Raw genomic sequence first — 25095 nt, forward strand, 5'->3', positions numbered from 1 at the left:
AGATGGCGCTCTCGGGCATGACCGGTTTCGCGCGCGTCGAGGGCGCTCTGGGCGACTGGAGCTGGGCCGTCGAGGCGCGCAGCGTCAACGGCCGAAACCTCGAGACCCGCTTCCGGGGCCCGCCGGGTCTGGAAAGCCTCGACCGGGCCGCCCGCGACGGCGCGCAGGCCCGCTTCCAGCGCGGCCAGCTGACGCTGGGCGTCCAGGCCCGCAAGGCCGAGGCCGCCGCCGCGCCGCAGGTCAATGTCGAGGTGCTCGAGCGCTACCTGAAGGCCGGTTCGCCCTACGTCGCCACCGGCATGGTCGGCAAGCCCAGCCTGGACGGCCTGCTGGCCCTGCGCGGCGTCATCGAGGTCCGCGAGGACGACGAGGACGCAGAAGCCCGCGCCGCCCTGGAAGCCGCCATCGCCGCCAGCATCCATCAGGCCCTCGACGGCCTGAAGGCCGCGCGGCTGGAGGAGGGCGCCTCGCTCTCGCCGGTGCTCTCGAGCCTGGTCGACCGCATCGAGACCCTCACGGGCCTCGCCGCCGCCGAGGCCGAGGGCCAGCCGGCGATCCTCAAGCAGCGCTTCGAGCGCCGCATGTCCGAACTTCTGGGCGAAAGCGCCTCGCAGGACCGCATCCTGCAGGAAGCCGCCGCCCTGGCCGTCAAGGCCGACGTCCGCGAGGAGCTTGACCGTTTGGCCGGGCACGTGGCCGCCGCGCGCACCCTGCTGTCCAGCGACGGCGCCTCGGGCCGCCGCCTGGACTTCCTCTCGCAGGAGTTCATGCGCGAGGCCAACACCCTCTGCAGCAAGTCGGCGCTCGCCGCGCTGACCGCCCACGGCCTGGAACTCAAGGCCACGATCGAACAGTTTCGCGAACAGGTTCAGAATGTCGAATAACCCGGCCGAGAAGAGCGGGCGCAAGCACCGCGGCCTCCTGCTGATGGTCGTGGCGCCGTCGGGCGTCGGCAAGACCTCGCTGACCCGCCGCCTGGTGGCCGACCACGGCGACCTGCACCTGTCGATCAGCGCCACCACCCGCGAGCCGCGCCCGGGCGAGCACGACGGCCGCGACTACCACTTCGTCTCCAAGGACAAGTTCCAGGAGATGATCGCGCAGGACGCCTTCTACGAGTGGGCCGAGGTCTACGGGAACTATTACGGCAGCCCCAAGGCCCCGATCGTGGCCTCGCTGGAGAACGGCGAGAGCGTGCTGTTCGACATCGACTTCCAGGGCGCCATGAAGGTGCACGCCCAGGCCGGTCCCGACAGCGTGCTGGTCTACATCCTGCCGCCGTCGCTGGCCGAGATGAGCCGCCGCCTGCACGCCCGCAGCCAGGACAGCGAGGAAGTCATCGCCCGGCGCCTGTCGCGCGCCAAGGACGAGGTCGCCGCCTGGGAGAAGTTCGACTACGTCGTGCTCAACGACGACTTCGACAAGGCCTATGCCGACCTCGCCCACATCTACCACGCCGAACGCCAGAAGCGCTCGCGCAACCCCTGGATCGGCGACCTGGTCGGCGACCTGCTGGCGGAAGATATCTGAGGCCCCTTGCGGGCCCCTCAGTAGTGGAAGCTGCCGCTCTCGCGCGGCTGGATCAGCTCCCGGGCCCGCAGCACCAGCTGCACGGGCGTGAACGGCTTCATCATGTAGGTCGTCGCGCCCGCGCTCATGGCCTCGACCACGCGGTCCAGGCGCCGCTCGCCGGTCATGATCACCACCGGCACCTCGCGGCCCCAGTCGCTGACCCGCAGCCGGCGCAGCACCTCGATCCCCGTCTCGCCCGGCATCCGCACGTCGAGGAAGACGATCGCCGGATGACGGTCCTGCACGTCGGCCAGCAGACGCTGGGCGTCCTCCGCCGTCTCGACGTCGAAGCCGCCCTCCTCGAGCGCGGTCGACACGAATTCCAGCATCAGCGTGTCGTCGTCGATCACCAGGGCCAGGGGGCGGGACGTCATCGGGAACTCCACGGACGCGTCACAGCCAGACGCGGGACTGATTCTTGGTCGCCGCCCGCACCCGGGCCAGCAGGTCGTCGGCGGCGAACGGCTTGAGCACGTAGCCGACGGCGCCGGCCTCCATGGCGGCCTTGACGTTCGCCCCGGCCGCCGAGGCGGTTATCATGATCGCCGGGATCGTCTTCAACCGCTTTTCCGTCCGCAGCCGCCGCAGCAGCGTCAGGCCGTTGATCTCCGGCAGGCCGACGTCGAGCAGGAACAGGTGCGGCGGCTTGCGAAGGGCCGACGCCAGGGCGTCCTCGGCGTTGTGGGCGACGTCCACGGCGAAGCCCTCCATCTCCAGCCGCAGCCGGACGAACTCGGTCACCAGCGGGTCGTCGTCGACAACCAGCACGAGATGTTGCTGCTCGGGCGCGGGCTGCATGCGGTCAAGATTCCCTCGCCGGCCGCCGAATGCAAGCCGTGGTGGAGGAGATCAGGCCTTCAGCAGCGCCGCGGCCAAGGCCTGGAAGCCCTCGATCGGGATCGTCTCGGCGCGGGCGTCGGGGTCGATGCCCGCCCCCTCGCACAGCGCGCCGCCGCCGATCGGCTTGAGGCTGGAGCGCAGCATCTTGCGGCGCTGGCCGAACGCCGCGGCCGTCACCCGTTCCAGCGCCGCGACCAGGGCCTTGTCGGGCGCGGGGGCGAGCGGCACGAGGCGCGCCACCGCCGAGGCCACCTTGGGCGGCGGGGTGAAGGCGCGGGCGGGCAGGTCCATGACCACCCTGGCCGTGCAGATCGTCTGGGCCAGCACCGCCAGCCGTCCGTAGGCGTCGTCGCCGTCCTGGGCGGCGATGCGGTCGGCGACCTCCTTCTGGAACATCAGGGTCATCGACAGCGGCCGGAAGGGGCCCGTCAGCCAGTTGATCAGCAACTGGGTGCCGACGTTGTAGGGCAGGTTCGACACCATGTGCGCCGGGCCGCCCTGCGCCAGGGCCGCCATGTCGGCGCGCAGGGCGTCGCCCTCGACCAGGGTCAGGCGACCGTCGGCGGCGTCGGCCAGTTCGCCCAGCAGCGGCAGGAACCGGCTGTCCTTCTCCACCGCCACCACCTTGGCGCCGGTCTCCAGCAGCGCCCGCGTCAGGCCGCCGGGGCCGGGGCCCACCTCGATCACGGTGTCGCCTTCGCCGACCTCGGCCAGGCGCGCGATCTTGCGGGTGATGTTGAGGTCTAGCAGGAAGTGCTGGCCGAAGCTCTTGCGGGCCAGAAGGCCGTGGCGCTCGAGCGCCTCACGCAGCGGCGGCAGGTCGGCGAGGGAAGGGGACGTCATGGCCCCCGTCTAGATCGAAACGCGTCGAAAGCCTAGGCGGCGCGCCGCGCGGCGATGTCGGCGGCCAGCCGGATGGCGGCGATCAGGCTGTCGGGCCGGGCGATCCCGCGTCCGGCGATGTCGAAGCCGGTGCCGTGGTCGGGCGAGGTGCGCACGATCGGCAGGCCCAGGGTCACGTTCACCCCGCCCCAGAAGTCGAGCATCTTCACCGGGATCAGGGCCTGGTCGTGATACATGCACAGCACCGCGTCGTAGGTCGCGCGGGCGTCGGCGTGGAACAGGCTGTCGGCGGGCGCGGGCCCGCGGGCGTCGACGCCGCGGGCGCGCAGGGCCTCGACGGCCGGGACGATCGTCTCGATCTCCTCGCGGCCCAGGGCCCCGCCTTCGCCGGCGTGCGGGTTCAGCGCGGCCACGGCCAGGCGCGGCGCGGCGATCCCGAAGTCGGTCTTCATGGCCTGGGCGGTGACCAGGCCGGCCTCGACGATGCGCTCGACGCTCAGCGAGGCCGGCACCGAGCCCACCGACTGATGGATGGTCACCAGCGTCGCGCGCAGGTCGCCGGCGGTCAGCATCATCACCGGCCCGCGCGCGCCGTCGAAGGGAACGGGCGCGGTCAGTTCGGCGAGAAATTCGGTATGGCCGGGAAACTTGAAGCCGGCCTCGTAGAGCGGGGCCTTGGCGATCGGCGCGGTGACCAGCCCTGCCACGGCGCCCGAAAGCGCCAGGCCCACGCCGGTCTCGATGCAGCGGATGATCTGGGGGGCGTGGGCGCTGGAGGGCTTTCCGGCCACCACTGGCGACTGCAGCGGGATGTCGAGCACCGGAAGCGCGTCTGCGAAGACCTGGGCCGCTTCGACCGGACCGGTCACGGGCCGCACCTTCACCCCGCCGCCGGCGGCGGCCAGGCTCTGCAGGTCGCCGACGGCCATGAACACCGGGCCGCCCTCGCGGAGCGCGGCCCAGGCCTTGGCGATGATTTCGGGCCCGACGCCGGCGGGATCGCCGACGCTCAGGGCCAGGGTGTCTGTCTTCACCGGGTCTCGATGGTGGCGGAGTTGCGCAGGTCTCGCAGGTAACGTTTGGAGATCAGCGCAAGTTGCTGACCCTTAAGGCGATTTTCGATCTGGTCGTGAGACGGCGCGCCGCCGCCCGACTGACGCTTGCCGCAGACGGCGATCAGGTGCAGGCCAGCGTCGGTGCGGATCGGATCCGACACCTGGCCGACGTTCAGGGCGTTGGCCGCCTGCTGGAACGACGGGGCCAGGTCGCCGATCTCGGCTTCGCCCAGGTCGCCGGCGACGACGCCGTCCACCTTGCCGGCCTCGGCTTCCAGGGTCTGGCAGCTGGTCAGCTTGGGCTTCAGGCCGGCCAGCAGCGCGGTGGCGGCCTGGACGTCGGCTTCCGGAGCGTCCTTGGGCAGGGCCACGGCCACCTGCTTGAGGTCGACCAGGGTCGCCTTCGCGCCCGAACGCTTGTCGCGCAGATAGACGATGTAGACGCCGTCCTTGACCGGGATCGGGGCCGACAGCTGGCCGGGACGCAGCTGTTCGAGCGCCGTGTCGACCTCGGCCGGCATTTCGCCCGGGCTGACCCAACCGGCGTCGCCGCCGTTGGCCGCCGTCGCGGCGGCCGAGAACTGGCGGGCCACGGCCGCGAACGGCGCGCCCTGCTGCATCTGGGCCACCAGCTGGCGGGCGCCGTTCAGCGCCACCTCCGGACCGCCGACGCGCACGGCGTCGATGAACACTTCGCTGACCTGGTACTGCGGCTTGCTGGCCGAATCGGCCAGGCGGCGCTCGAAGGCCTTGATCTGGTCTTCGCCGATGCGCAGGCGCGAGCCGTAGCGGCCGCTGATCCAGTTCTGCCAGCTGCTTTCGGCGCGGATCTGGGCGCGCCAGGTGTCGGCGCTGACGCCCTGGGCCGCCAGGCTCGCCAGCAGCTGCTCGCCGGTCATCTTGTTGCCCTGGGCGATGCTGGCGATCTCCTCGTCGACTTCCTTGTCGGTCGAGATGATCGTGATCTTCTGTTCGCGCTCGACGCGACGCAGCTCCTGCATCTGCACGTGCTCGTCGATCAGCGAGCGCAGGGCTTCCTGCTCCAGCTGGGGCAGGTTTTCCTGGGTCGGCTGCAGGCCCGAGGTCACCATCAGCAGGCGCATGCGCTGCATCAGGTCGTAGGACGAGATGATGTCGTCGTTGACCACGGCCGCGACGCTTTCCGACAGCGGGTTGGCGCGCGGCTCGGCGGCGGCCGGCGGGGCGTCGACCTGCGGCACGGCCTGACGGGCCTGGGCGGGAAGGCCCGCCACGGTCAGGGCGAGGATGGACGCGGCGCTGGCCGCAAAAGTCGTCACGCTACGCGCAGACCGCATGGGTAGTGTCGTTCCTCTGGAGCCCGGCTTGGCCGGCCGGCCTCGATTTCAATGTCTTTGACGCGGCGAGCTTCCGGCAGGCCGTCGGCGGTCGCGTCTGGTTGCGTCACGGGGACGCGTGCGGACGCCCGCACGTCCCCCCGGACGTAGGATTGCTTAGTCGCTGTACCCTGTATCACCCAATGTGGCGAGCGTTAGGCGCACGACGATCGAACGGTCAGGCTGGAGCCTGAGACCCGACACCGTCGAGCTATAGCGGTCTTCGTGCTGATAGATGATGTCGATGCGGATGCAATCGTCCGTATAGGCCACGCCCAGGTCGCGACGGCGCCAGGTCTCGGCCACCAGGTCCAGCTGGCCGAAGGCCGTCAGGGCCCACTTCTTGGTCAGCTGCAGCTGGCCGCGGGTTTCGAAGTTCTCCTGGCGCTCGCCGTTGGAGTCGACGTTGTCCTTCAGGTAGCGGAACGAACCCTGGATCCGCGAGGTGTAGGCGTCGGCGCCCGTCTCCAGGCGGTTGATCTTGGTCGTGTCGGAATCCAGCCGCGTGCGGACATAGGCATAGATGCCGTGGATCGGGGTGACCGTGGCCGCGACGATCCAGTCGGACGACTTCTCCTGCAGGCCCGTGCGTTCGGGCAGCAGCGGGTCGAACTCGGTGCGGAAGCTGCGGCCGACCAGCAGGCTGCCGCCGCGACCGTCGGAGGTGTTGTAGGTCGCCCGGCCGCCCACGTTCATCCGCGTGCCGCCTTCGTAGAGGTCGAAGCCCGGCGACTTGTTGGTGCGGAAGAGGTTGGTTTCGTCGAACTCGAACGCCGAGCTGTCCTCGTTGTAGAGGTAGGTGGTGGCGCCGTTGCGGGCGACGACCACGGGCACGCGCGAGCTGTCCGAACCGGTGGCGACCTGCACCAACGGCTCGATGACCACGCTGCCGCCGTCCTTGAGGCCCTTGTAGAGCGGCAGGCTCAGGTCGACGCCGGCGACGCCCATCGTGCGCGAGTAGTTGACCTCGGCGTCGTCGCCAGCGGCCAGGGCCTCGGTCGAAAGGTAGATACCCTTGATCTTGTAGGCGTCGGCGCGGGCCTGGGCGAACGGCTGCACGCGCAGGCCCGCGCCGACCACGGCGCTGGCGCGCCAGTCGGCCTGGAAGCTGCCGCGAACGCTGTCGACGCCGTTCTCGCCGCGATAGGCGGCCAGGCCGTAAGGCGACTCGCCGAACTGAGATTCCGAGCGGCTGAGCAGCACGCTCGACCCCTGCAGGCGCAGGCGGCCGAACAGCACGGGGGATTCAGGCTCCCAGCGGCCCTCGACCATCGGCCCGATCAGCGGGAATGCGCCGCTGTTCTCGAACTTGTTGCCGATCCCTGTGGAGGCGTCGGTGCCGACCACGCGCAGGCCCTGCACCGAGACGGCCGAGACCGAGAACCACGACCGCTCGTCCTGCCGCGACGTGTAGATCTGCGAGGTCAGGCGGTGATCTTCGCTGGTGAACAGGCCGCGCTGCTCGTAGACGTCGTTGATGTCGTACTTGTCGAAGATGAGGGCGTCGGAGGCGCGTTCGGCGCTGAAGCCCCACTTCCACTTGTCGTTGATGTCGAACGCGCCTTTGGCCAGGATGTAGCTCCGCGTCGTGGACTCGCCGAAGCGGTGGCCGCGGTTGTCGAATTCCTTCTCGTAAGTCCCGCCGAACCGCGCCTCGAGCATGCCCGAGTAGAAGCGCTTGCGGTAATTGACGTTCAGGAACGGGTTAACTTTCGTGTTGATCTGGGGGCTTATGATCACGTCTTGAGACGGCGAGATCACTTGCAGGTAGGGCTGCTGGTAGGACAGGCCGCGCTTCTTGGACAGGCCGACCTTCGGCGTCAGGAAGCCCGAGCTGCGCGGGGTCTGCGGATCGGGGTGCCAGAACAGCGGCAGGTACAGCAGCGGCGCGCCCCACAGGCGGATCTTGGCGCCGTGATAGTAGATGATCTTCTTGGTCTTATCCTGCACCACCTTGTCGGCTTCGATCGACCAGGTCGGCGTGGGCTTTTCGGCGCAGACGTCGCAGGGCGTGTAGATCGCCTGGTTGAGCTCGGTGACCTGCTCGTTGCGGCGGATGGCGGTGGCGGCCGCGATCTTGACGTTCTGGTCCATGCGCGTGGAGAAGTTGCGCGCGAAGCCGGCGCGCATGTCCTTGTCCAGCGTCAGGTCGTCGGCGAACTGGGCCGTGCCGTCGGCGTTGATCAGTTGCACCTTGCCGTGGGCGGTGACCACGCCGGTCTTGGTGTCGTAGATCACTTCCTGGGCGCGCAGCGTGCGGCCCTGGTAGCGAACCTCGACCGAGCCGCGCGCCGTCATCGTCTGGGACGCGTCGTCGCGGATCAGCAGGTCGGATTCGAGATAGTAGCCCTCGTCGCCCAGGCCGTCGTCGGCCGCCGCCGGCTTGGCCGGGACTTCCGGAATGGTGGCGAGCGGTTGCTGGGCGTGAGCCGCGCCGCTCGCGACGGCCACGGCCAGCCAGGCGACGCCGGCCATCAGCAGCTTGCGAACCGCCGCGCCCGGCGCTGGGCTTAGATCGATCATCAGGGGCCTCGATGCCGGCGTCACAGACTCAACCATCCTCGGTATAGCAAAGCAGGGTCAGCCCCGCCAAAAGCGCCGCGACCGGAGGAGTCCAGGCGGCCAGGATCGGCCCCAGGACGTCGGCCTTGCCGAGCGCGCCGCACAGTTCGTTGAAGAAGAAGAACCCAAAGCCCAGCGCCACGCCAGAGCCGGCGAGGGCGGCCAGGCCGCCCAGCCGCATCAGGCGCAGAGAGAACGCTGCGGCCAGCACCGACATCGCCGCGAACAGCAGCGGCGTGGCCAGCATCTGCTGCAGGCGCATCTTGAACGGCGTCGCCGAGAAGCCGGCGGCTTCGGTGCGGGCGATGGTCTCGGGCAGGCGCCAGAAGGCCACGGCCTGCGGGTTCTTGAATCGGTCGGCCGCCGTCCGCTCGTCGAGGTCCGACGGCACCGAGGCGCTTTCCGAGCGCAGGGCGCCGGCGCCGGGCGTGGCCTCGCTGACGCCGGTCAGGCGCCAGAAGCCGGGCTCCAGGCGGGCCTCGGCCGCCTCGTAGCGGCGGGTGAAGACCAAGCTGCCGTCCGGCTTGACGTCGTAGACGAAGAACGAGACGCCGCGCAGGCGCACCGCGCCGTCGACGGTGTCGCGCATGCGGGCGCGGATGACGATCTGGCGCTTGTCGTCGCCCTGGCGCAGCCAGGCGCCCTTGGGCGTGTTCTTCAGGTAGCCGGCCAGAAGGGCGTCGCGCTCGGTCTCGAACCGGGCGCTCATCGCCGAGGTCAGCGGATTGAGCAGGGTGACGGTGACCACGCCCATGGCGAACGCCGCGAAGGCCGCCGGCAGGATGAAGCGCCAGGCCGAGACGCCGGCCGCTCGCATGGCGACCAGTTCGCTGCGGCGGTTCAGGCCCACGAAGGCGCCCAGGGTGCCGAACAGAAAGATGAACGGCGTCAGGGTCAGCAGCGTGGCCGGCGCCTGCAGCACGGTCAGGTACAGCAGCTGGCCAAAGCCCGCGTCTTCCGAGCGCGTGCCGACGTTGCGGGTGATGTCGACGAAGGCGATCAGCATCACCAGCGCGCCGAGCACCGCCAGGGCCGCGCCCAGCGAGGCCAGCGTCTTGCGCAGCACGTAGCGTTCGATCATGCCGACGCCGATCACGACAGGCCTCCCAGCGGCTGGGCGCCGCCGATCGGGACGTAGCGCCGGATCTTCTGGCGGAAGACCTGCGCCAGGCCCCACCAGGTGGCGGCGATCGGCACCAGGTACTGCATGACGTTCAGCCAGACCTGGTCGTCGCAGGCCGCCTGGACGCCGAAGCCCATGATCCGCACCACGGCGGCGGCCGCGCCGACGGCGGCGATGCGCTTGCCGTAGCCCATGCGGCTGAACGAGCCGCCGATCACGGCGGCCAGGGCCATGGCCATCATGGCGATGTTGTAGAGCGGGCTGGCCAGGCGCGAATGGCCCTCGGCCAGCATCTTGACCCGGTTATGCTGCTCCCAGTCCTGGGTCATGTCCGGGAAGAACAGCTCGTGCGGATAGCGGTCGGCGATCTTGTAGTGCAGCAGCTCGTCGCTCTGGAACAGGGTCGACAGGTCGAAGACGTACTCCTCGAACGACAGGTAGTTCAGCACGCCCGCGCTCGAGAACTCCTGGTTGGAGCCCTTGCGCATGATCAGCACCGGCAGGTCGTTGCGCTTGGCGATCACGCCCTCGCGCGCCGTGTAGGTGACCGAGCCGCCGTTGGGCTTTTCCTGATGGATGAACAGGTTCTTGATCAGGTTGTCGCGGTCGATCGACTGGGCGTAGACCGTCAGGCCCGGGCCGGGCTCGGTGAACTCGCCCGGCCGCACCAGGGTCGAGGCCAGGTCGGTCTTCATGTCGAAGGCGGTCTCGCGGATCAGCCGCGCCGACCACGGCTGCGCCCACAGGCCCAGCGCCAGCGAGATCAGCGCCGCGAACACCGCCAGCCGCATGGCCGGCGAGATCACCCGCCAGCGACTCATGCCGCCGGCGAAGCAGACGACGATCTCCTGCTCGGTGTGCAGACGGTTCAGCGCCACCAGGGCGGCCACGAACAGCGCCACCGGCATGATGATGTTCAGGAGCTGCGGCAGGGCCAGCAGGATCATCTTGGCGAAGATCAGCGCCGTCTGGCGCTGCTCGACCAGAATGTCGAATTCGGACAGGCTGCGGGCCAGCAGGGCCAGCGCCGCCAGGGCCGCGGTGGCCAGGATGGTCGGCCCGACCAGCTGTCGGAAAAGATAGCGTTCGATCAGGCGCATGCAGGGGGCGGCTTCGGGGGCTTCACGGATTCGCGCGGCGAACCCCGGCGGTGGGCGTGTTCTACACGTCTGGCTCGGCTTGGCACAACCGAAGACATTGTAGGGCAGGGCGTGACGGGGCTGTGAACGGCGACGGTCTTTTCGCGGGAGACGGCATGGACTATGCCGGGCGTTCACGTCCTGTCGCGTCGGATCGCGGCCTTCTCAAGGCCGCGCCGCGATCGGACCTCCCGCTTCCCAGGAGCGCTCAATGCGTATCGAGTTCGTCCCCGCCGACAGCCAGGCCGGCGCCACCGCCGCTCTCGCCGTTCTCGCCTACGAGGCGGCGGCCCTTTCGCCCGAAGCCAAGGCGGTCAACGACGCCGCCGGCGGCGCGATCGTCCGCGCCGCGGCCGGCGGCCGTTTCATCGGCGCCAAGGGCCAGGTGCTCGACATCGTCGCTCCGGCCGGCCTCGACGCCGCCCGCGTGGTGGTGATCGGCGTCGACGGTTCGGGCGTCGTCGAGCCCGAGACGGTCGAGATCGCCGCCGCCCACGCCTACAACGCCGTCAAGACCTCGGGCGTGACCGAGCTGCTGCTCAAGCTCGGCGGCGACGCCGAGACCGCCGCCCGCGTCGCCTTCGGCGTCAAGCTGGCCGCCTACCGCTTCGACAGGTACCGCACCACCGAGAAGGCCGAGAAGAAGCCCTCGGTCGCCACGGTCAAGGTCGCCGCCGCCGATCCCGCCAAGGCCCAGAAGGCCTTCGCCGCCCTCGAGCCTATCGCCGACGCCATCCTGTTTAGCCGCGACCTGGTCTCCGAACCGGCCAACATCCTGCATCCGGAAGAGTTCGCCGCCCGCGTGAAGGGTCTCGAAAGCCTGGGTCTGGAGGTCGAGATCCTCGGCGAGGCCGAGATGGCCAAGCTCGGCATGGGCAGCCTGCTCGGCGTCGGCCAGGGCAGCGTCCGCGAAAGCCAGCTGGTCGTGGCCAAATGGTACGGCGCGGCCGACAAGTCGGCCCAGCCGATCGCCTTCGTCGGCAAGGGCGTCTGCTTCGACACCGGCGGCATCTCGATCAAGCCCGCCGAGGGCATGGAAGACATGAAGTGGGACATGGGCGGCGCGGCCGCCGTGGCCGGCGTCATGCACGCCCTGGCCGGCCGCAAGGCCAAGGTCAACGCCATCGGCGTGCTCGGCCTCGTCGAGAACATGCCCGACGGTAATGCCCAGCGCCCCGGCGACGTGGTCACCTCGATGTCGGGCCAGACCATCGAGGTCATCAACACCGACGCCGAAGGCCGCCTCGTGCTGGCCGACGCCCTCTGGTACACGCAGGACCGCTTCAAGCCGAAGTTCATGGTCGACCTGGCCACCCTGACCGGCGCGATCATCATCTCGCTGGGCAACGACTACGCAGGCCTGTTCAGCAACAACGACGGCCTTTCGGAGAAGCTGCTGGCCGCCGGCGACGCCGAGCGCGAGCCGCTGTGGCGCCTGCCGCTGCCCAAGGCCTACGAGAAGCAGATCGAAAGCCCGATCGCCGACATGAAGAACATCGGCGGCCGCCCGGCCGGCTCGATCACGGCGGGCCTGTTCCTGCAGCGCTTCGTCAACGGCGTGCCGTGGGCCCACCTCGACATCGCCTCGACCGCCTGGCGCAAGGGCTCGTCCGATCCGACCGTGCCGGACGGCGCCGTCGGCTTCGGCGTGCGCCTGCTCAACCGCCTCGTCGCCGACGCCTACGAGGGCTAGTTCGGCGAATGACGGCCGCGCCCTGCGAGATCTGGTTCTACCACCTGGAGCGAAGCAGCGCCGAACAGGTGCTGCCCGAGCTTCTGGAAAAGACCCTGGGGCGCGGCTGGAAGGCCCTGGTCAGGGGCGGGGATCCCGCGCGCATCAACGCGCTGGACGCCCACCTCTGGACCTTTCGCGACGACAGCTTCCTGCCGCACGGCCTGGCCGAGGAGCCGCTGGCCGAGCGTCAGCCGGTGCTGCTGAGCACGGCGCTGGACAACCCGAACGGCGGCGACGCGTTGTTCCTGCTCGACGGCGCCGAGCCGGGGGATCTGAGCGGGTTCGCGCGCTGCATCCTCCTGTTCGACGGTCGCGACGAAGAGGCCCTGCGACTGGCGCGGGGCCGTTGGAAGGCGTTCAAGGGGGCCGGCCATCCGGTCTCCTACTGGCAGCAGGCCGAACGCGGATGGGAGAAGAAGGCATGACGCGGTCCCGGTTCCTGGCGGTTTTCGGCGCGGCCATGCTGCTGGCGGCCTGCTCGACGAGCACGCCCGAGCCCGCGCCGCCGCCGCCGCCCGAAACGCCGGTGGCGCCGCCGGCCATCGCCCTGCCCAAGCCGCCCGAGCCCGAGAAGGACCAGTGCGGTCTCAAGGAGGCTCAGGCCTTCGTCGGCAAGAACCGCACCCAGTTGCCGGCCCCGGTCGATCCTTCGCGCTGGCGCGTGGCCTGCACGACCTGCCCGGTTACCATGGACTATCGCGCCGACCGCCTGAACATCCTGTTCAACCCCGACACCGGCGTCGTGCAGCAGGTGAAGTGCGGGTAGGGGCCGCGCTCTCCTCGAAACATCTAAAGCCCGTTATCCCGGAAAGCGCGCAGCGCCTATCCGGGACCTAGGGAGACCGGGCGCGGCGAACACTTCGGCACCGGAGCGGTAGCCAATGCTCCGCGCCGGCCCCTGGGTCCTGGCTCTCCGCTGCGTTGCGGCCGGGATGACGACGGATGAGGCGCTTCCAGCGCCCCGCAGCATTTACGCCTAACTATTTGTCTTCATGGACAAATACGGCGTCCATCTAGACGGAATCGCCAGTCCCCGGGCCAAGTCTCCGCGCGACGTCGCGGCGCTCCCAACCAGCCGCGCGCGCCTGGGGAGTTGGTGCATGAAGTTCGCCGCCATCCTGGCCGCGGCCGTTCCGCCTGCGCCGCCGCATCAAGACCGACCGCCGCAACCACCCCCAACCCCGGCCCTTCCCCCATTAGGGGGAAAGGGTGAGGAAGCACTTCCCACCCATAAAACCCCCGCGCACGCGGGGGTATGGAATTGGGGGCGGCTGAAGGGGATAGAGCCCCGTCCATCCTCTGCGTTCAGCGAAAACTCTCCAACCAATCCAATCCCTTGCAACTTTATCACGCACCTGGATCAGACGGATGAAATCCCGCCGCATACTCACATGGTCCCCGCCATGGGGAGGGCTCTTGGTACCGGCCCAAGCGTGGCGAGGACCGCATCGAGCGGGGCCGCTTGGTTCGTATCGGGGAAGGCGGGAGAGGGTCTGTCCGTGGATAGATCCGGGGCCCTACGAAGCCTTCCTGGACGAGCCTGCGGGTAGACAGGGTCGGGAACGTTCAAACCGGCCTAACAGGATCAGCCGAGGCCGCGCCGGATTACCGCGGGGCTGTCGATCCTGCCCGTCCGAGGGCTAGCCGGGCCAAGGTTGAAAGAGACCTACGCCCCCGGTCCTTCGAGCCAATGATGCGGCGGAGCGGTCGACGAAGCCGAAACGCTAAACAAAAACACGGTCTCCGGGCTTCGCCCGGCCGCTCCGCGCCTCCCCGCCAGCTTTCGTGGATGTCCACGCGAGTGCGAGAGCCTGTGCCTGCGCTGCCCCCCCCTCCGGCCCTCCGGGCCACCTCCCCAGAGGGGGAGGATCTTGGCGCTCCAGATGCTCCCCCTCTGGGGGAGCTGTCGCGGAGCGACTGAGGGGCCGCCGTCAGGCGGTAACGACCCAACCAACGGAGAAAGCCCATGCCCAAGTCCAAGCCCCCGCGCAGCCGCCTGCGCCGCGCGCCCAACGGCAAGCCGGTGGAGCGCAGCCATCAGCGGACGATCGCGGCCTGCGACGACATCATCGAGCGGTTGCAGAAGATTACGCGCGAGGTCGAGAGCGTCGCGCACGAGGCGCCGGCCGAGGAATTGGCCAATTTTCGCGAGGAGATGGCGGAGGGCGTCCGTTGCTGGACCAGCGTCCGCAATATCCATCTGGAAGCCATGAGTGGGGCGCGCAAGCCGGCCTGGCCAGGCATCGTCAAGGCGATGGAAGCCGCCGAAGCCCGCGCCAAGCGCCTCTAGCGCTTGCCCAGGCCCGGGAACATCGCCGCCTCGCCGTCGAAGACGCCCAGATAGCCCAGCTCGCCGAGCAGCGGCGTCAGGTCTTCCAGCTTGTCGGCCTGGGCGCGGGCGGTCGCCAGTTCGCTGGGGCGGCCGGTCTGGTCGTGCAGGCGATAGACGGTCCACATCCTGCCCTTGGGCGCAGCCGCGCCCGGGGCCAGATAGCGGTGCTCCCAGCCGACCAGGGCCGGAACGCGGCCGATCTCGACGTCGAACGGACGGTCGCGGAAGGCCAGGTCCATCTCCAGCCGCGTGGCCTCGGCCAGGCGCTGGTCCAGCCAGGTCGCGAAGGCTTCCAGCACGCTGGCGGCCGACAGCCCTTCCGGGTTGGCGACGACGTGGTTGCGACTGGCGAGAGCGGCGGTCATGGCCGTATCGATACCCCGCGAGGTCTATCGATACGGCTAAAGCTCTTGGTTTACTGTCGTTTACCGAGAAATCCGCTCAGCCCTCGGCCTCGGCCAGCTGCTCGGCCAGATCCATCCACGCGGCCTCGGCCTCGTCGAGCTTGGCCTTGGCGTTGTCGCGGCGCTTCTCCAGCTCGGGCGCCTTGGCCGGCGTCTTCACGTAGAGCTGCGGGTCGGCCAGTTGGGCGTCCAGCTCGGCCAGGTCGCGGGTCCTGCGGTTCATCACCTGCTCGGCGGCCTCGACCTTGCGGCGCAGCGGCTCGACGGCCACCTTTTTCGCGGCCGGAGCGGCGGCGGTTTCCGCCTTGGCCGGCTCGCGCGCCACCTGGGTGGGCTTCACCGCCTGCTTGGCGCGGTCGAGCACGAACTTGGCGTAGTCGTCCATGTCACCGTCGAACGGCGCGACCTTGCCGTCGGCGGCCAGCCACAGGCGGTCGGCGACCAGTTCCATCAGCGAGCGGTCGTGGGTGATCAGCAGCACCGCGCCCTCGTAGTCGTTCAGGGCGTCGAGCAGGGCCCGGCGGCTGTCGATGTCGAGGTGGTTGGTCGGTTCGTCGAGGATCAGGACGTGCGGCGCATCCATGGCCACCAGGTTCAGCAGCAGGCGCGCGCGCTCGCCGCCCGACAGGTTGGCCACCGTCGTGTCCTGCTTCTCGAAGTTCAGGCCCCACTGCGCCAGGCGCGAGCGTCGCGAGGATTCGCTGGCGTCGGGCATGGCCCTGCGCACGATCTCCAGCGGCGTGTCGTTGGGGTCCATCGCCTCGATCTGGTGCTGGTGGAACCAGCCGACCTTCATCTTCTTGTCGCGGTGCAGCTCGCCGGTCTGGATGTCCAGCGCGCCGGCGATCATCTTGGCGAAGGTCGACTTGCCCGCGCCGTTGACGCCCAGGAGGCCGATGCGGTCGTCCAGGTCCATGCGCAGGTTGAGGTTCTTCAGGATCGCGCGGCCCTGCTCGTAGCCGACATTGGCCTTCTCCAGCCGGATCAGCGGCGGCGCCAGCGGGCGCGGCGGCGAGGGCAGGGTGAAGGGCGCGACGCGCTCCTCGATCGTGGTCGCCACCGGCTCCATCTTGGCCAGGCGCTTCATGCGGGATTGGGCCTGGGCGGCCTTGGAGGCCTTGGCCTTGAAGCGATCGACGAAGGACTGCAGGTGGGCCCGCTCGGCGTCCTGCTTGGCCTTGGCCGACAGTTGCAGGCGGGCCTTCTCGGCGCGCCGCTTCTCGAAGTCGTCGTAGCCGCCGGTGTAGAGCTCCAGCTTGCCGCCGGCCAGGTGCAGCATGTGCGTGCAGCTGTTGTTGAGCAGCTCGCGGTCGTGGCTGACGATCAGGGCGGTGTGCGGGTATTTCTTCAGGCGCGCTTCCAGCCAGAGGGCGCCTTCGAGGTCGAGATAGTTGGTCGGTTCGTCGAGCAGCAGCATGTCGGGCTCGGCGAACAGCGCCGCGGCCAGGGCCACGCGCATCCGCCAGCCGCCCGAGAACTCGCTCATCGGTCGCTGCAGGTCTTCCTGGGAAAAGCCAAGGCCGGCCAGGATTTCCGAGGCCCGCGACGGCGCGGAATCGGAGTCGATCTCGATCAGCCGGCCCCAGATCTCGCCCATCTCTTCGGGATCGGCGGTCTCCAGGCGGGTCAGCAGGGCGTGGCGCTCCTCGTCGGCCTCCAGCACCGTGTCGAGCAGCGAGACGGGCGTGGCCGGGTGCTCCTGGTCCACCGAGCCGACGCGGGCGTTCCTGGGCAGGCTGATCTCGTCGCCGGCGGCGGTCAGGTGGCCCAGGATCAGCTTGAACAGCGTCGACTTGCCCACGCCGTTGCGGCCGATCAGGCCCACCTTGGCTCCCGGCGGCAGGCTGACGGTGGCCTTGTCGAAGAACCGGCGTCCCCAGGCGTCGAAAGTAAGGTCGTTGATCTGCAGCATGTTGGGAACGCGGGGTTGGCGGGGAGGAGGCGCCCGGCTATAAGCCCGCAACCTCCCAATTCACAAACTTTCTCTGTGAGATTTTCGGAATGACCGAACGCACCTTCTCGATCCTGAAGCCCGACGCGACCCGCCGCAACATCACCGGCAAGATCAACGCCGTGATCGAGGAAGCCGGTCTGCGCATCGTCGCCCAGCGCCGCGTCCACCTGACCGAAGCTCAGGCCAAGAAGTTCTACGAAGTCCACGCCGAGCGCCCGTTCTACGGTGAACTCGTCGCCCAGATGACCGCCGAGCCGGTCGTCGTGCAGGTCCTGGAAGCCGAAGGCGCCGTGGCCAAGTACCGCGAAGTCATGGGCGCCACCAACCCGGACAACGCCGCCGAAGGCACCATCCGCAAGCTGTTCGCCCTGTCGATCGGCGAAAACTCGGTCCACGGTTCGGACAGCCTCGAGAACGCCGGCATCGAAATCGCCCAGTTCTTCACCGACGCCGACATCGTCGGCTAAGGCTTCCGGGCTTTAGAACTGCGAAAAGGCCGGCGGGGCGACCCGCCGGCCTTTTTATTTGGGGGCTCAGTCCGGCTCTGCCGGCTCCGCGCTCCCCTTTCTCGCTTTCCTCGCCCTTGTGGCGAGGACCCATGTCGACGCGCTCTCAGACATGGACGTTGAAGCTCGGCGGCCAGTGCTCGCCCTGAAGCATCTGAGCAGGCCAACGCATGGATCCTCGCCACACGGGCGAGGAAGGCAAAGAAGAGGAGCGTGGGCAACGGGGAGGGCGTCTACGCCAACCCCGGATACAGATCATCCCAGAACGGGTTGGTCCGCTCGATTAGGTTGATCTTCCACTGGCGAGGCCATCGCTTCAGCGATTTCTCCTGCTGAAACGCGGTGGCCATATCGTCGTGCGGCTCATACCAGACCAGCCGCTTGAGGCCGTACTTCTTCGTGAAACCTGGGATCAGGCCTTCGCGATGCTCCCAGGCGCGCCGGTTCAGATAGCCCGTCGCGCCGATGTAGAGCGTCTTCAGGCGCTCGTTGGCCATGATGTAGACGGCGATGTAGCGCTCTTCGCTCATGCCGCTAGCGTGAGGCGCTGGTCGGAGAAAGCGCCAGCGGAAAAGCCGGTGTTTTTCAGCTTCCCCAATATCTGCCTTCCTCGCCCTTGCGGCGAGGATCCTGCCGGAGCGCTCTCAGAAGGCTGGTAACTCTAGCCTGGAGGCTGATGCTCATCCTGAACCAATTGAGCAGGCTGATGCATGGGTCCTCGCCACAGGGGCGAGGAAAGCAGGGAGGGAAGGCGAGAGAAAAGGTTGGGCTCAAAGCCCCCGCACGAACGCCGCCAGCACCTGCGGATAGAGCCGGTGCTCTTCCCTCAGCACCCGCGCTGCCAGCGCGTGATCGTCGTCGCCGGGCTCGATCGCCACGCGGGCCTGGCCCAGGATCGGGCCTTCGTCGACGCCGGCGGTGACGAGGTGAACCGTGCAGCCGGCCTCGGCCTCGCCCGCCGCGATGGCGCGGGCGTGGGTGTCCAGGCCCGGATACTTGGGCAGCAAGGACGGGTGGATGTTCAGCATCCGGCCTTCCCAGGCGTCGACCAGGAAGGGCGTCAGGATCCGCATGTAGCCGGCCAGGGCGACGACTTGGATCCCGCGCTCACGCAGGGCCGCGTCGACCGCGCGCTCATGAGCCTCGCGATCCTTGCCGAACGGCTTGCTCGGAACGCACAGCGCCTCGATGCCCGCCGCCTGGGCCGTGGCGAGACCGCCGGCGTCGGCCTTGTTGGCCAGCACCAGGGCGATCTCGAACGGACAGGCCGGGTCCTGGGCGGCGCGGACCAGGGCTTCCATGTTGGAGCCCCGGCCCGAGATCAGGGCGGCGACCTTGGTCCTTGCAGTCATCAGGCCGCGGCCAGTTGGCCGCAGACAAACGCGTCCTCGCCGGCGTTCAGCAGGGCGGCCAGCACCGGCTCGACGTCGCTCTGGGCGACGATCAGGATGAAGCCGACGCCGCAGTTGAAGGTGCGGCGCAGCTCGTGGGCGTCGATCTGACCCACTTCCTGCAGCCACTCGAACACGGGCGGCAGCGGCCAGGCATTCCAGTCGAATTCCGGAACCAGGCCTTCGGCGATGCAGCGCGGCGGGTTCTCGATCAGGCCGCCGCCGGTGATGTGGGCGCCGCCCTTGACCCGGCCCGACTGCAGCAGGGGCAGGATCGACTTCACATAGATGCGGGTCGGGGCCATCAGGGCCTCGGCCAGGGTCTTGCCGTCTTCAAAGGGGCAGGGCGCGTCCCAGGCCAGGCCCGAGCGCTCGACCACGCGGCGCACCAGCGAATAGCCGTTCGAGTGCGGACCCGACGAACCGATGCCGATGATCACGTCGCCGGCCCGCTGCTTGTCCAGCTTGGGCAGCACGCCGTCGCGCTCGACCGCGCCCACCGAGAAGCCGGCCAGGTCATACTCGCCGTCATTGTACATGCCCGGCATTTCGGCGGTCTCGCCGCCCACCAGGGCCGCGCCCGCCAGCTTGCAGCCCTCGGCGATGCCGGCGACGACGCTCTTGGCGGTCTCGACGTCCAGCTTGCCGGTGGCGAAGTAGTCCAGGAACATCAGCGGCTCGGCGCCCTGGGCCAGCAGGTCGTTGACGCACATGGCCACTAGGTCGATGCCGACCGTGGCGTGCATGCCCGCGTCGATGGCGATCCGCAGCTTGGTGCCGACGCCGTCGGTGGTCGTGACCAGCAGGGCGTCCTCGTAGCCGGCGGCCTTGAGGTCGAACAGCGCGCCGAAGCCGCCGAGGCTGGCTTCCGCGCCCGGACGGCGGGTGGCCTTGGCAAGCGGCTTGATGGCGTCGACGAGGGCGTTGCCGGCATCGATGTCCACGCCCGCCTGGGCGTAGGTCAGGCCGCCGGCTTGGTCGGTCTTCGGATCGCTCATCGGGTCGCTCATCTGTGGTTCCAGGCCCTTCGCGGACCCTCTCGGGCGCTTTGGGACAGAAAAGTGGCTGCTCCGCAACGCTTGACGCTTGCAGACTCGGGGGTGCGCGAGGCTATTAGCAGCCGATGACGCCGATCACCACCACCGCCGAACTGGCGGAGTTCTGTAATGGTTTGAAGGGGCAGCCCTTCATCGCCGTGGACACCGAGTTCATGCGCGAGACCACCTATTGGCCCAAGCTCTGCCTGATCCAGGTCGCTTCGCCCGTCTCCGACGCGGTGATCGACCCTCTGGCGGACGGCCTCGACCTTGAGCCGCTGCTCGAGCTGATGCGCGACGAGACCCTCTTGAAGGTGTTCCACGCCGCCCGTCAGGACGTCGAGATCTTCAATAATCTGAAGGCGATGCCCACGCCTCTGTTCGACACCCAGGTGGCCGGCATGGCCGCGGGTTTCGGCGAGCAGATCGCCTATGACGCCCTCGTGCGCCAGATGCTGAAGATCGAGATCGACAAGTCGAGCCGCTTCACCGACTGGGCCCGCCGTCCGCTGACCGACGCCCAGCTGGCCTATGCCCTGGCCGACGTGACGCACCTGGCGCGCCTGTTCCCGGTGCTGCGCGACCGCCTCCAGGAATCAGGCCGCCTTGCCTGGGTCGAGGAGGAGATGAAGGCGCTCAGCGATCCGGCCGCCTACGACGTCGATCCCGAAAAGGCCTGGCGCCGCCTGCGTCCGCGCAAGACGCAAGCCAAGTACCTGGCCGTCTTCAAGTCGGTCTCGGCCTGGCGCGAACGCACCGCCCAGCAGCGCGACCAGCCGCGCGGCCGCATCCTCAAGGACGAGGCTATCGACGAGCTGGCCACCCAGGCCCCGACCTCGCTGGAGGGTCTCAACACCCTGCGCGGCGTGCCCAAGGGCTTCGGCGGCAGCAAGTTCGGTCCCGACCTGATCGCCGCGATCAAGGCCGCCCTGGCCGATCCCGAGGGCTACGCCCCCGTGGTCGACAAGCCCGGCCCGCCGCCGCCGCCGTCGGCCGGCGCCGTGGTCGAGCTGCTGAAGGTGCTGCTCAAGGCCCGCGCCGAGGAAGCCGGCGTCGCCTCCAAGCTGATCGCCACCGTTTCGGACCTCGAGAAGATCGCGGCCGATGACGAGGCCGACACCCCGGCCCTGCAGGGCTGGCGTCGCGAGGCCTTTGGCAGCGACGCCCTGAAGATCAAGCGGGGCGAGCTGGCCCTGGTGCTCGACGGGACCAAGGTCCGCGTCGTGGAAGTCCGCCGGACCCCGCGTCCGGCCTGACCGGGTCTGTCGGCGGCGCGACTCAAAAAGGGTTGCGCCGCCGAGGCTCCGGGCGCGAAGTGCAGGCGCCGTCTTTGTGCAAGACGGCACAGCCGCCTTGTGGCCGACATGTTTTGAAAGACGATTGCTTATCTCCGGGCGCTATAAGGCGTCGCGGGGACTTTGGCTGTGGGGACGGCCGAAAGACTGGGGAATTTGGTCGAGTTGGCGTACGCGGAACAGGAACCGTGGCTGGTCAGGGCCGCGCGCAGTTATGCAAGGCCCGCCAAGGCCCTGCGGCAGCAGATTCCGCTGCGTCTGTTCGTCATCGCGATGGTCTGCGCGGCGATCGGTCTGCAGCCGCGATTTTCCTTCATGCTTCCGTGGGCGGCGGCCTGTCTCGCGACGCAGGGGCTCCAGGCCCTGGCCCTGCGGGCTTTCGAGGGGAACCCGCGCCGCTGGGTCGCCGTCTGCCTGGGCGCCGACTTCCTGTTGGCCGTGGCCTTCGGCTGGCTGGCGGTGCCGCTCTGGCGAACGGGCCTGCCCGCCGGCGCGGCGGGCGGCGCGTTGCTGCTCGCCGGCTCGGTGATGACCGCCCTGATGGGGGCCAAGGGATCGCGGATGGCCTTCGCCGCCACCGCCACGCCGCATCTGGCCTACCTCTTTGCTTCTCCGATTCTGGCCGCCAATCACAACGACGTGGGCGTGAAGGCCTTCCTGATCGGAAGCGGGCTGATGGTCCTGGTCACCTCGCTGGTTTTCGGCTGGTCGCGCCAGACCCTGCTGGCCGAGCGCGAGGCGCGTTCCGCCGCCGAGATCCGCCGCGAGCAGGCCGTGGCCGCCGACGCCGCCAAGAGCGCCTTCGTGGCCATGGTCAGTCACGAACTGCGTACGCCGCTCAGCGCCATCCTGGCCGGGGCCGGCGAGATCGCCCGCGGCGCCGGGGGGCAGGCCAAGGTCAAGGCCGAGCTGATCGCCGACGCCGGCGTGATGATGCGGGCGCTGCTCAACGACCTGCTGGACCTGTCGAAGATCGAGGCCGGCCGCATGACCGTCGAGGCGATCGACTTCGCGCCGCGCACCCTGATCTGCGACACCCTGCGGTTCTGGCGGGCCGAGGCGCGCGACAAGGGGCTGGCCTTGCGCTTCACCGGCGGTCGCCGCCTGCCGCGCTGGATCAAGGGCGACCCGGTGCGCCTGCGCCAGGTGCTCAACAACCTGCTGTCCAACGCCATCAAGTTCACGCCCGAGGGCCTGGTCTGCGTCGAGCTGGAGCTGTCGCCGCGGCCCGAGGGCGGGCTGATGCTGACCCTGGCGGTCACCGACACCGGGCCGGGCCTTGGCCCCGAGCAGCTGGCGCGGCTGTTCACGGCGTATGACCAGCTGGGGGCCGACACCGCTCGCACCTTCGGCGGCACCGGGCTGGGCCTGGCCATCAGCCGCGACCTCTCCCGCCTCATGGGCGGCGACCTGACCGCCACGTCGGCCGAGGGGCGCGGCGCGCGCTTCGTGCTCACCCTGCCGGCGCCGCATGGCGAGGAGCCGCCGACGCCGGAGCCGCTGGACGCGCCCGCCGACGGCTTTTCCGACACGGCGGCGGTGCTGGTGGTCGACGACCACGAGATCAACCGCCGCACCCTGGCCCAGGTGCTGGAGGCGTTCGGCCTGGAGGTCACCCTGGCCGCCGACGGCGAGACCGCGTTGGCGCTGGCGGCCGAGACCCGGTTCGCGGCCATCCTGATGGATGTCAACATGCCGGGCCTCGACGGGCTGGACACCACGCGCCGCCTGCGGGCGGAGGGCCTCAACCGCGCCACGCCGGTGATCGCCGTCACCGGCGCGGTGGCCGAGGGCGATATCGCCGCCTGCCGGGCGGCCGGCATGCAGGATTTCGTCGAGAAGCCGTTCGAGGTGAGCGCGCTCCATACCGTGCTGGTGCGGGTGCTCGGCGGCGAAGAGGCCGCCTAGAGCCTTTTTGCCTCACATGAAATCATGTGAGGCGCCTAAAAATGAGCTAAATCAAATATTTAGAGCGCGTTGGTCGGCGAGCCGCTCACAATTTCGCCTGACGCGCTCTAGCTGGCGACGTGTCCGAAGGTCTCGCAGGCGGCCATGATCAGCGCCGACAGGATCACGCCGTGATAGGCCGCGCCGAGCACGACGGTGCGCCGCACCGACCAGCCGCGCCTGGCCCCGAAGGCCGCGGCGACGTCGCGCTGCAGCTGCCTGGCCGGGCTGTCCAACGGCCTGGCCGATACGCCCGCCAGCCGGGCCGCGTCGGACTTGGGCGGCGCTTGCTGAACGGCGTCGATGGCGTCGTGAACGTCGTAGGCGACCTGCTTCCGCATGTCGGTTTTCTCCCCGTGCTGAGGGGGAGAAGCTTCGGCGTGGCGTGGCTAACAAACCATGCTGGAAGAACGTTGTTCGCCTGCGGCGCGCTGTCGCGGGCTCGTCAGAGCGGCAGGACCTTCAGCTTCAGGCCGAGCACCTGGGCCAGCGTGCCGGCTCGCTTGGCGGTCTGTTCGCCCAGCAGCAGGGCCGCATAGCCCGGTTCAGCCGACAGCTGCACGTCGGCCTTCTCGATCGCCAGCCGCGAGCGCGACAGCAGCGCGGGACTGCGGCCCGACAGGTCGCAGCCCAGGCGGATCGCCGCGCCCAGGGCCCGGGCGCGCTTGAGGCGGGCTGGCGTCAGCAGGCGTTCCAGCACGTCCATCTCGGGCGGATTGAACGGCGTGGAGTGGCGGGCGAAGGCGGCGGCGGCCAGGAAGGCGCGCTCCACGTGGGTCTGGCCGGCGATCGGCGCGCGCAGCACCTGCTCGAAGACGAGGTCGGCGCGATGGTCCGGGTGCAGGCGCGCGCCCAGGTCGGCCAGCCGGCAGGCCGCCGCCGTCAGCACCGCGTCGCGGCCGTCGAATAGGCTTTCCAGCTTGCCGAACGCCGGCTCCAGCCAAGTCTCCAGCGCCACGCCCAGGTCGTCGGCGACGCCCTGGCGGGCCGTCAGCGAGGCGCAGCCCTCGATCAGCGGATCCAGGCCCCGCACGCGCGGCGCCATGGCCTCGAACAGCAGGCCCTCGCGCACACCGAAGGCCGAGATCTCGATGCGCTTGAGGTCTAGGCGCTCGATCAGGCTTTCCAGCACGACGGCGGCGTAGGGCAGGGTCTCGATGCGCTTCTTGGACATGCCCTCGATGCGCTCCAGCGAACTTCTCGACTGGTGCGAGACCAGGCGCGCGGCCTCCAGGGCCTCGCTGCGGCCGATCTCGTACTGGTGAACCACCTGCAGCGGATATCCGGAAAGCCGCATGTGCAGCAGAGCCAGGTTCCGCCAGGCGCCGCCCACGGCGTGGAAGGCGTCGGCCTTGAACACCTCGGCCACCGGGGCCAGGCGCTGGGCGGCCAGGCGGCGCACGCGGTCGGCGTCGAAGCCTTCGGTCAGGCCCAGGCTGAACGGTCCCAGCGGCAGCGTCACGCCCTGGCCGGCGCCGGTCGGTTCCAGCCGCACCAGCTCCAGGCTCGCGCCGCCCAGGTCGCCGACCACGCCCGTGGCGTCCGGCGCGCCGGCCAGCACGCCCAGCGCGGCGTAGCGGGCCTCTTCCTCGCCGGAGAGCACGCGGATGGTCAGGCCGGTCTCATCGGCCACGCGCTTGACGAAGGCGGGGCCGTCGCTGGCCTCGCGCACGGCGGCGGTCGCGGCCACGAAGGTCTCGGCCGGCTGCACGGCCTCGAGCACCGCCTTGAAGCGCGTCAGCGCGGCCAGGGTCTGGGCGACGCCGTCGGGCGCCAGGCGGCCCTTGGAGCCTAGCTCGCGGCCAAGGCCGGCCAGCACCTTCTCGTTGAAGACGGTCCAGATGGCGCGACCTTCCAGCCGGTACACCACCAGGCGGACCGAGTTGGAGCCGATATCGATCACGGCCGCGTCGCGCGGCGCCGAGAGAGGCATGAGGCTGGTTTAACGCATTCGTCGCGCAGGGGAAGCAGCGGCCTTGGACGAAACCGTCACGAAAGCCGTCGC

Annotated in this window: 24 protein-coding genes; 9 read left to right on the forward strand and 15 right to left on the reverse strand. The window is 69.4% G+C overall.

Annotated features, from left to right (window positions below):
* Positions 1-2: 2 nt before the first annotated feature.
* Both C1707_RS17360 and gmk read left to right on the forward strand, forming a co-directional pair.
* The gene (locus tag C1707_RS17360) at positions 3-884 is read left to right on the forward strand and encodes a YicC/YloC family endoribonuclease (protein ID WP_101712920.1); all 882 of its coding nucleotides are present in this window, start codon (positions 3-5) and stop codon (positions 882-884) included.
* Entirely contained in the window at positions 874-1530 is a 657-nt protein-coding gene (gene gmk, locus C1707_RS17365) for a guanylate kinase (RefSeq protein ID WP_101712919.1), read from the forward strand. Before C1707_RS17360 ends, gmk begins: the two co-directional genes overlap by 11 nt.
* 17 nt (positions 1531-1547) lie before the next feature.
* Here gmk and C1707_RS17370 read toward each other — a convergent pair whose 3' ends face one another.
* From C1707_RS17370 to lptF, 8 genes are all read right to left on the reverse strand, one after another.
* The gene (locus C1707_RS17370; RefSeq protein ID WP_101712918.1) at positions 1548-1946 is read right to left on the reverse strand and encodes a response regulator; all 399 of its coding nucleotides are present in this window, start codon (positions 1944-1946) and stop codon (positions 1548-1550) included.
* A gap of 19 nt (positions 1947-1965) precedes the next feature.
* Entirely contained in the window at positions 1966-2370 is a 405-nt protein-coding gene (locus tag C1707_RS17375; protein ID WP_101712917.1) for a response regulator transcription factor, read from the reverse strand.
* A gap of 51 nt (positions 2371-2421) precedes the next feature.
* Complete coding sequence (gene rsmA, locus C1707_RS17380) at positions 2422-3255, reverse strand: 16S rRNA (adenine(1518)-N(6)/adenine(1519)-N(6))-dimethyltransferase RsmA (protein WP_101712916.1); 834 nt, start codon at positions 3253-3255, stop codon at positions 2422-2424.
* 32 nt (positions 3256-3287) lie between these two features.
* Positions 3288-4289: a 4-hydroxythreonine-4-phosphate dehydrogenase PdxA gene (gene pdxA / locus C1707_RS17385; RefSeq protein WP_101712915.1), complete on the reverse strand. Its 1002-nt coding sequence runs from the start codon at positions 4287-4289 to the stop codon at positions 3288-3290.
* Positions 4286-5608 carry a peptidylprolyl isomerase gene (locus C1707_RS17390; protein WP_240633729.1) on the reverse strand — a complete coding sequence of 441 codons (1323 nt, stop codon included), beginning with the start codon at positions 5606-5608 and terminating at the stop codon, positions 4286-4288. Before C1707_RS17390 ends, pdxA begins: the two co-directional genes overlap by 4 nt.
* Before the next feature lie 174 nt (positions 5609-5782).
* Complete coding sequence (locus C1707_RS17395; protein ID WP_240633730.1) at positions 5783-8188, reverse strand: LPS-assembly protein LptD; 2406 nt, start codon at positions 8186-8188, stop codon at positions 5783-5785.
* 28 nt (positions 8189-8216) lie between these two features.
* Positions 8217-9308: an LPS export ABC transporter permease LptG gene (lptG, locus tag C1707_RS17400; protein ID WP_420808282.1), complete on the reverse strand. Its 1092-nt coding sequence runs from the start codon at positions 9306-9308 to the stop codon at positions 8217-8219.
* An 11-nt stretch (positions 9309-9319) separates the two neighbouring features.
* Positions 9320-10450: an LPS export ABC transporter permease LptF gene (lptF, locus tag C1707_RS17405; protein ID WP_101712911.1), complete on the reverse strand. Its 1131-nt coding sequence runs from the start codon at positions 10448-10450 to the stop codon at positions 9320-9322.
* A 250-nt stretch (positions 10451-10700) separates the two neighbouring features.
* Between lptF and C1707_RS17410 the strand changes: the two genes are divergently transcribed.
* The 4 genes from C1707_RS17410 (at position 10701) to C1707_RS17425 (ending at position 14514) form a co-directional block, all read left to right on the forward strand.
* Positions 10701-12182, forward strand: coding sequence for a leucyl aminopeptidase (locus C1707_RS17410; protein ID WP_101712910.1), 1482 nt, complete (start codon positions 10701-10703; stop codon positions 12180-12182).
* An 8-nt stretch (positions 12183-12190) separates the two neighbouring features.
* Complete coding sequence (locus C1707_RS17415; RefSeq protein ID WP_101712909.1) at positions 12191-12649, forward strand: DNA polymerase III subunit chi; 459 nt, start codon at positions 12191-12193, stop codon at positions 12647-12649.
* Entirely contained in the window at positions 12646-12990 is a 345-nt protein-coding gene (locus C1707_RS17420; RefSeq protein ID WP_240633731.1) for a peptidase inhibitor I78, read from the forward strand. Before C1707_RS17415 ends, C1707_RS17420 begins: the two co-directional genes overlap by 4 nt.
* 1200 nt (positions 12991-14190) lie before the next feature.
* Positions 14191-14514: a hypothetical protein gene (locus C1707_RS17425; RefSeq protein WP_101715848.1), complete on the forward strand. Its 324-nt coding sequence runs from the start codon at positions 14191-14193 to the stop codon at positions 14512-14514.
* Here C1707_RS17425 and C1707_RS17430 read toward each other — a convergent pair.
* Together C1707_RS17430 and C1707_RS17435 are read right to left on the reverse strand one after the other, a co-directional pair.
* Positions 14511-14921 (reverse strand): hypothetical protein, encoded by a 411-nt coding sequence (locus C1707_RS17430; protein WP_101715849.1) that lies wholly within the window; start codon positions 14919-14921, stop codon positions 14511-14513. The two genes, C1707_RS17425 and C1707_RS17430, sit on opposite strands and share 4 nt — an antisense overlap.
* Positions 14922-14997: 76 nt before the next feature.
* Entirely contained in the window at positions 14998-16872 is a 1875-nt protein-coding gene (locus C1707_RS17435) for an ABC-F family ATP-binding cassette domain-containing protein (RefSeq protein WP_101715850.1), read from the reverse strand.
* 89 nt (positions 16873-16961) lie between these two features.
* Here C1707_RS17435 and ndk point away from each other — a divergent pair, with 89 nt between their 5' ends.
* Positions 16962-17381 carry a nucleoside-diphosphate kinase gene (gene ndk, locus C1707_RS17440; protein ID WP_058350417.1) on the forward strand — a complete coding sequence of 140 codons (420 nt, stop codon included), beginning with the start codon at positions 16962-16964 and terminating at the stop codon, positions 17379-17381.
* 272 nt (positions 17382-17653) lie between these two features.
* Here the strand turns inward: ndk and C1707_RS17445 are convergent, their stop codons facing one another.
* The 3 genes from C1707_RS17445 to purM all read right to left on the reverse strand — a co-directional run bounded on the left by C1707_RS17445 (position 17654) and on the right by purM (position 19809).
* Complete coding sequence (locus C1707_RS17445; protein ID WP_180896971.1) at positions 17654-17950, reverse strand: GIY-YIG nuclease family protein; 297 nt, start codon at positions 17948-17950, stop codon at positions 17654-17656.
* A gap of 240 nt (positions 17951-18190) precedes the next feature.
* Positions 18191-18772 carry a phosphoribosylglycinamide formyltransferase gene (gene purN, locus C1707_RS17450; protein WP_101715851.1) on the reverse strand — a complete coding sequence of 194 codons (582 nt, stop codon included), beginning with the start codon at positions 18770-18772 and terminating at the stop codon, positions 18191-18193.
* On the reverse strand, positions 18772-19809 hold the full coding sequence (purM, locus tag C1707_RS17455) for a phosphoribosylformylglycinamidine cyclo-ligase (protein ID WP_101715893.1): 1038 nt from the start codon (positions 19807-19809) through the stop codon (positions 18772-18774). Before purM ends, purN begins: the two co-directional genes overlap by 1 nt.
* A gap of 125 nt (positions 19810-19934) precedes the next feature.
* Between purM and rnd the strand changes: the two genes are divergently transcribed.
* Together rnd and C1707_RS17465 are read left to right on the forward strand one after the other, a co-directional pair.
* On the forward strand, positions 19935-21104 hold the full coding sequence (rnd, locus tag C1707_RS17460; RefSeq protein ID WP_101715852.1) for a ribonuclease D: 1170 nt from the start codon (positions 19935-19937) through the stop codon (positions 21102-21104).
* Between the two features lie 204 nt (positions 21105-21308).
* Complete coding sequence (locus C1707_RS17465; protein ID WP_240633732.1) at positions 21309-23051, forward strand: ATP-binding protein; 1743 nt, start codon at positions 21309-21311, stop codon at positions 23049-23051.
* Positions 23052-23158: 107 nt separating this feature from the next.
* Here C1707_RS17465 and C1707_RS17470 read toward each other — a convergent pair whose 3' ends face one another.
* Together C1707_RS17470 and C1707_RS17475 are read right to left on the reverse strand one after the other, a co-directional pair.
* Positions 23159-23431 (reverse strand): hypothetical protein, encoded by a 273-nt coding sequence (locus C1707_RS17470; RefSeq protein ID WP_101715853.1) that lies wholly within the window; start codon positions 23429-23431, stop codon positions 23159-23161.
* Positions 23432-23535: 104 nt separating this feature from the next.
* Positions 23536-25023, reverse strand: a complete 1488-nt coding sequence (locus C1707_RS17475) for a Ppx/GppA phosphatase family protein (protein WP_101715854.1) — start codon at positions 25021-25023, stop codon at positions 23536-23538.
* Between the last annotated feature and the right edge of the window lie 72 nt (positions 25024-25095).

The sequence above is a fragment of the Caulobacter flavus genome, from assembly GCF_003722335.1.
In the GTDB taxonomy this organism is placed as follows: Bacteria; Pseudomonadota; Alphaproteobacteria; order Caulobacterales; family Caulobacteraceae; genus Caulobacter; species Caulobacter flavus.

Coding starts and splice junctions, on each gene's coding strand:
- C1707_RS17360 (WP_101712920.1), top strand. CDS start 3: ATGGCGCTCTCGGGCATGACCGGTTTCGCGCGCGTCGAGGGCGCTCTG.
- gmk (WP_101712919.1), top strand. CDS start 874: ATGTCGAATAACCCGGCCGAGAAGAGCGGGCGCAAGCACCGCGGCCTC.
- C1707_RS17370 (WP_101712918.1), bottom strand. CDS start 1,946: ATGACGTCCCGCCCCCTGGCCCTGGTGATCGACGACGACACGCTGATG.
- C1707_RS17375 (WP_101712917.1), bottom strand. CDS start 2,370: ATGCAGCCCGCGCCCGAGCAGCAACATCTCGTGCTGGTTGTCGACGAC.
- rsmA (WP_101712916.1), bottom strand. CDS start 3,255: ATGACGTCCCCTTCCCTCGCCGACCTGCCGCCGCTGCGTGAGGCGCTC.
- C1707_RS17395 (WP_240633730.1), bottom strand. CDS start 8,188: ATGATCGATCTAAGCCCAGCGCCGGGCGCGGCGGTTCGCAAGCTGCTG.
- lptG (WP_420808282.1), bottom strand. CDS start 9,308: ATGATCGAACGCTACGTGCTGCGCAAGACGCTGGCCTCGCTGGGCGCG.
- lptF (WP_101712911.1), bottom strand. CDS start 10,450: ATGCGCCTGATCGAACGCTATCTTTTCCGACAGCTGGTCGGGCCGACC.
- C1707_RS17410 (WP_101712910.1), top strand. CDS start 10,701: ATGCGTATCGAGTTCGTCCCCGCCGACAGCCAGGCCGGCGCCACCGCC.
- C1707_RS17415 (WP_101712909.1), top strand. CDS start 12,191: ATGACGGCCGCGCCCTGCGAGATCTGGTTCTACCACCTGGAGCGAAGC.
- C1707_RS17420 (WP_240633731.1), top strand. CDS start 12,646: ATGACGCGGTCCCGGTTCCTGGCGGTTTTCGGCGCGGCCATGCTGCTG.
- C1707_RS17425 (WP_101715848.1), top strand. CDS start 14,191: ATGCCCAAGTCCAAGCCCCCGCGCAGCCGCCTGCGCCGCGCGCCCAAC.
- C1707_RS17430 (WP_101715849.1), bottom strand. CDS start 14,921: ATGACCGCCGCTCTCGCCAGTCGCAACCACGTCGTCGCCAACCCGGAA.
- C1707_RS17435 (WP_101715850.1), bottom strand. CDS start 16,872: ATGCTGCAGATCAACGACCTTACTTTCGACGCCTGGGGACGCCGGTTC.
- ndk (WP_058350417.1), top strand. CDS start 16,962: ATGACCGAACGCACCTTCTCGATCCTGAAGCCCGACGCGACCCGCCGC.
- C1707_RS17445 (WP_180896971.1), bottom strand. CDS start 17,950: ATGAGCGAAGAGCGCTACATCGCCGTCTACATCATGGCCAACGAGCGC.
- purN (WP_101715851.1), bottom strand. CDS start 18,772: ATGACTGCAAGGACCAAGGTCGCCGCCCTGATCTCGGGCCGGGGCTCC.
- purM (WP_101715893.1), bottom strand. CDS start 19,809: ATGAGCGATCCGAAGACCGACCAAGCCGGCGGCCTGACCTACGCCCAG.
- rnd (WP_101715852.1), top strand. CDS start 19,935: ATGACGCCGATCACCACCACCGCCGAACTGGCGGAGTTCTGTAATGGT.
- C1707_RS17470 (WP_101715853.1), bottom strand. CDS start 23,431: ATGCGGAAGCAGGTCGCCTACGACGTTCACGACGCCATCGACGCCGTT.
- C1707_RS17475 (WP_101715854.1), bottom strand. CDS start 25,023: ATGCCTCTCTCGGCGCCGCGCGACGCGGCCGTGATCGATATCGGCTCC.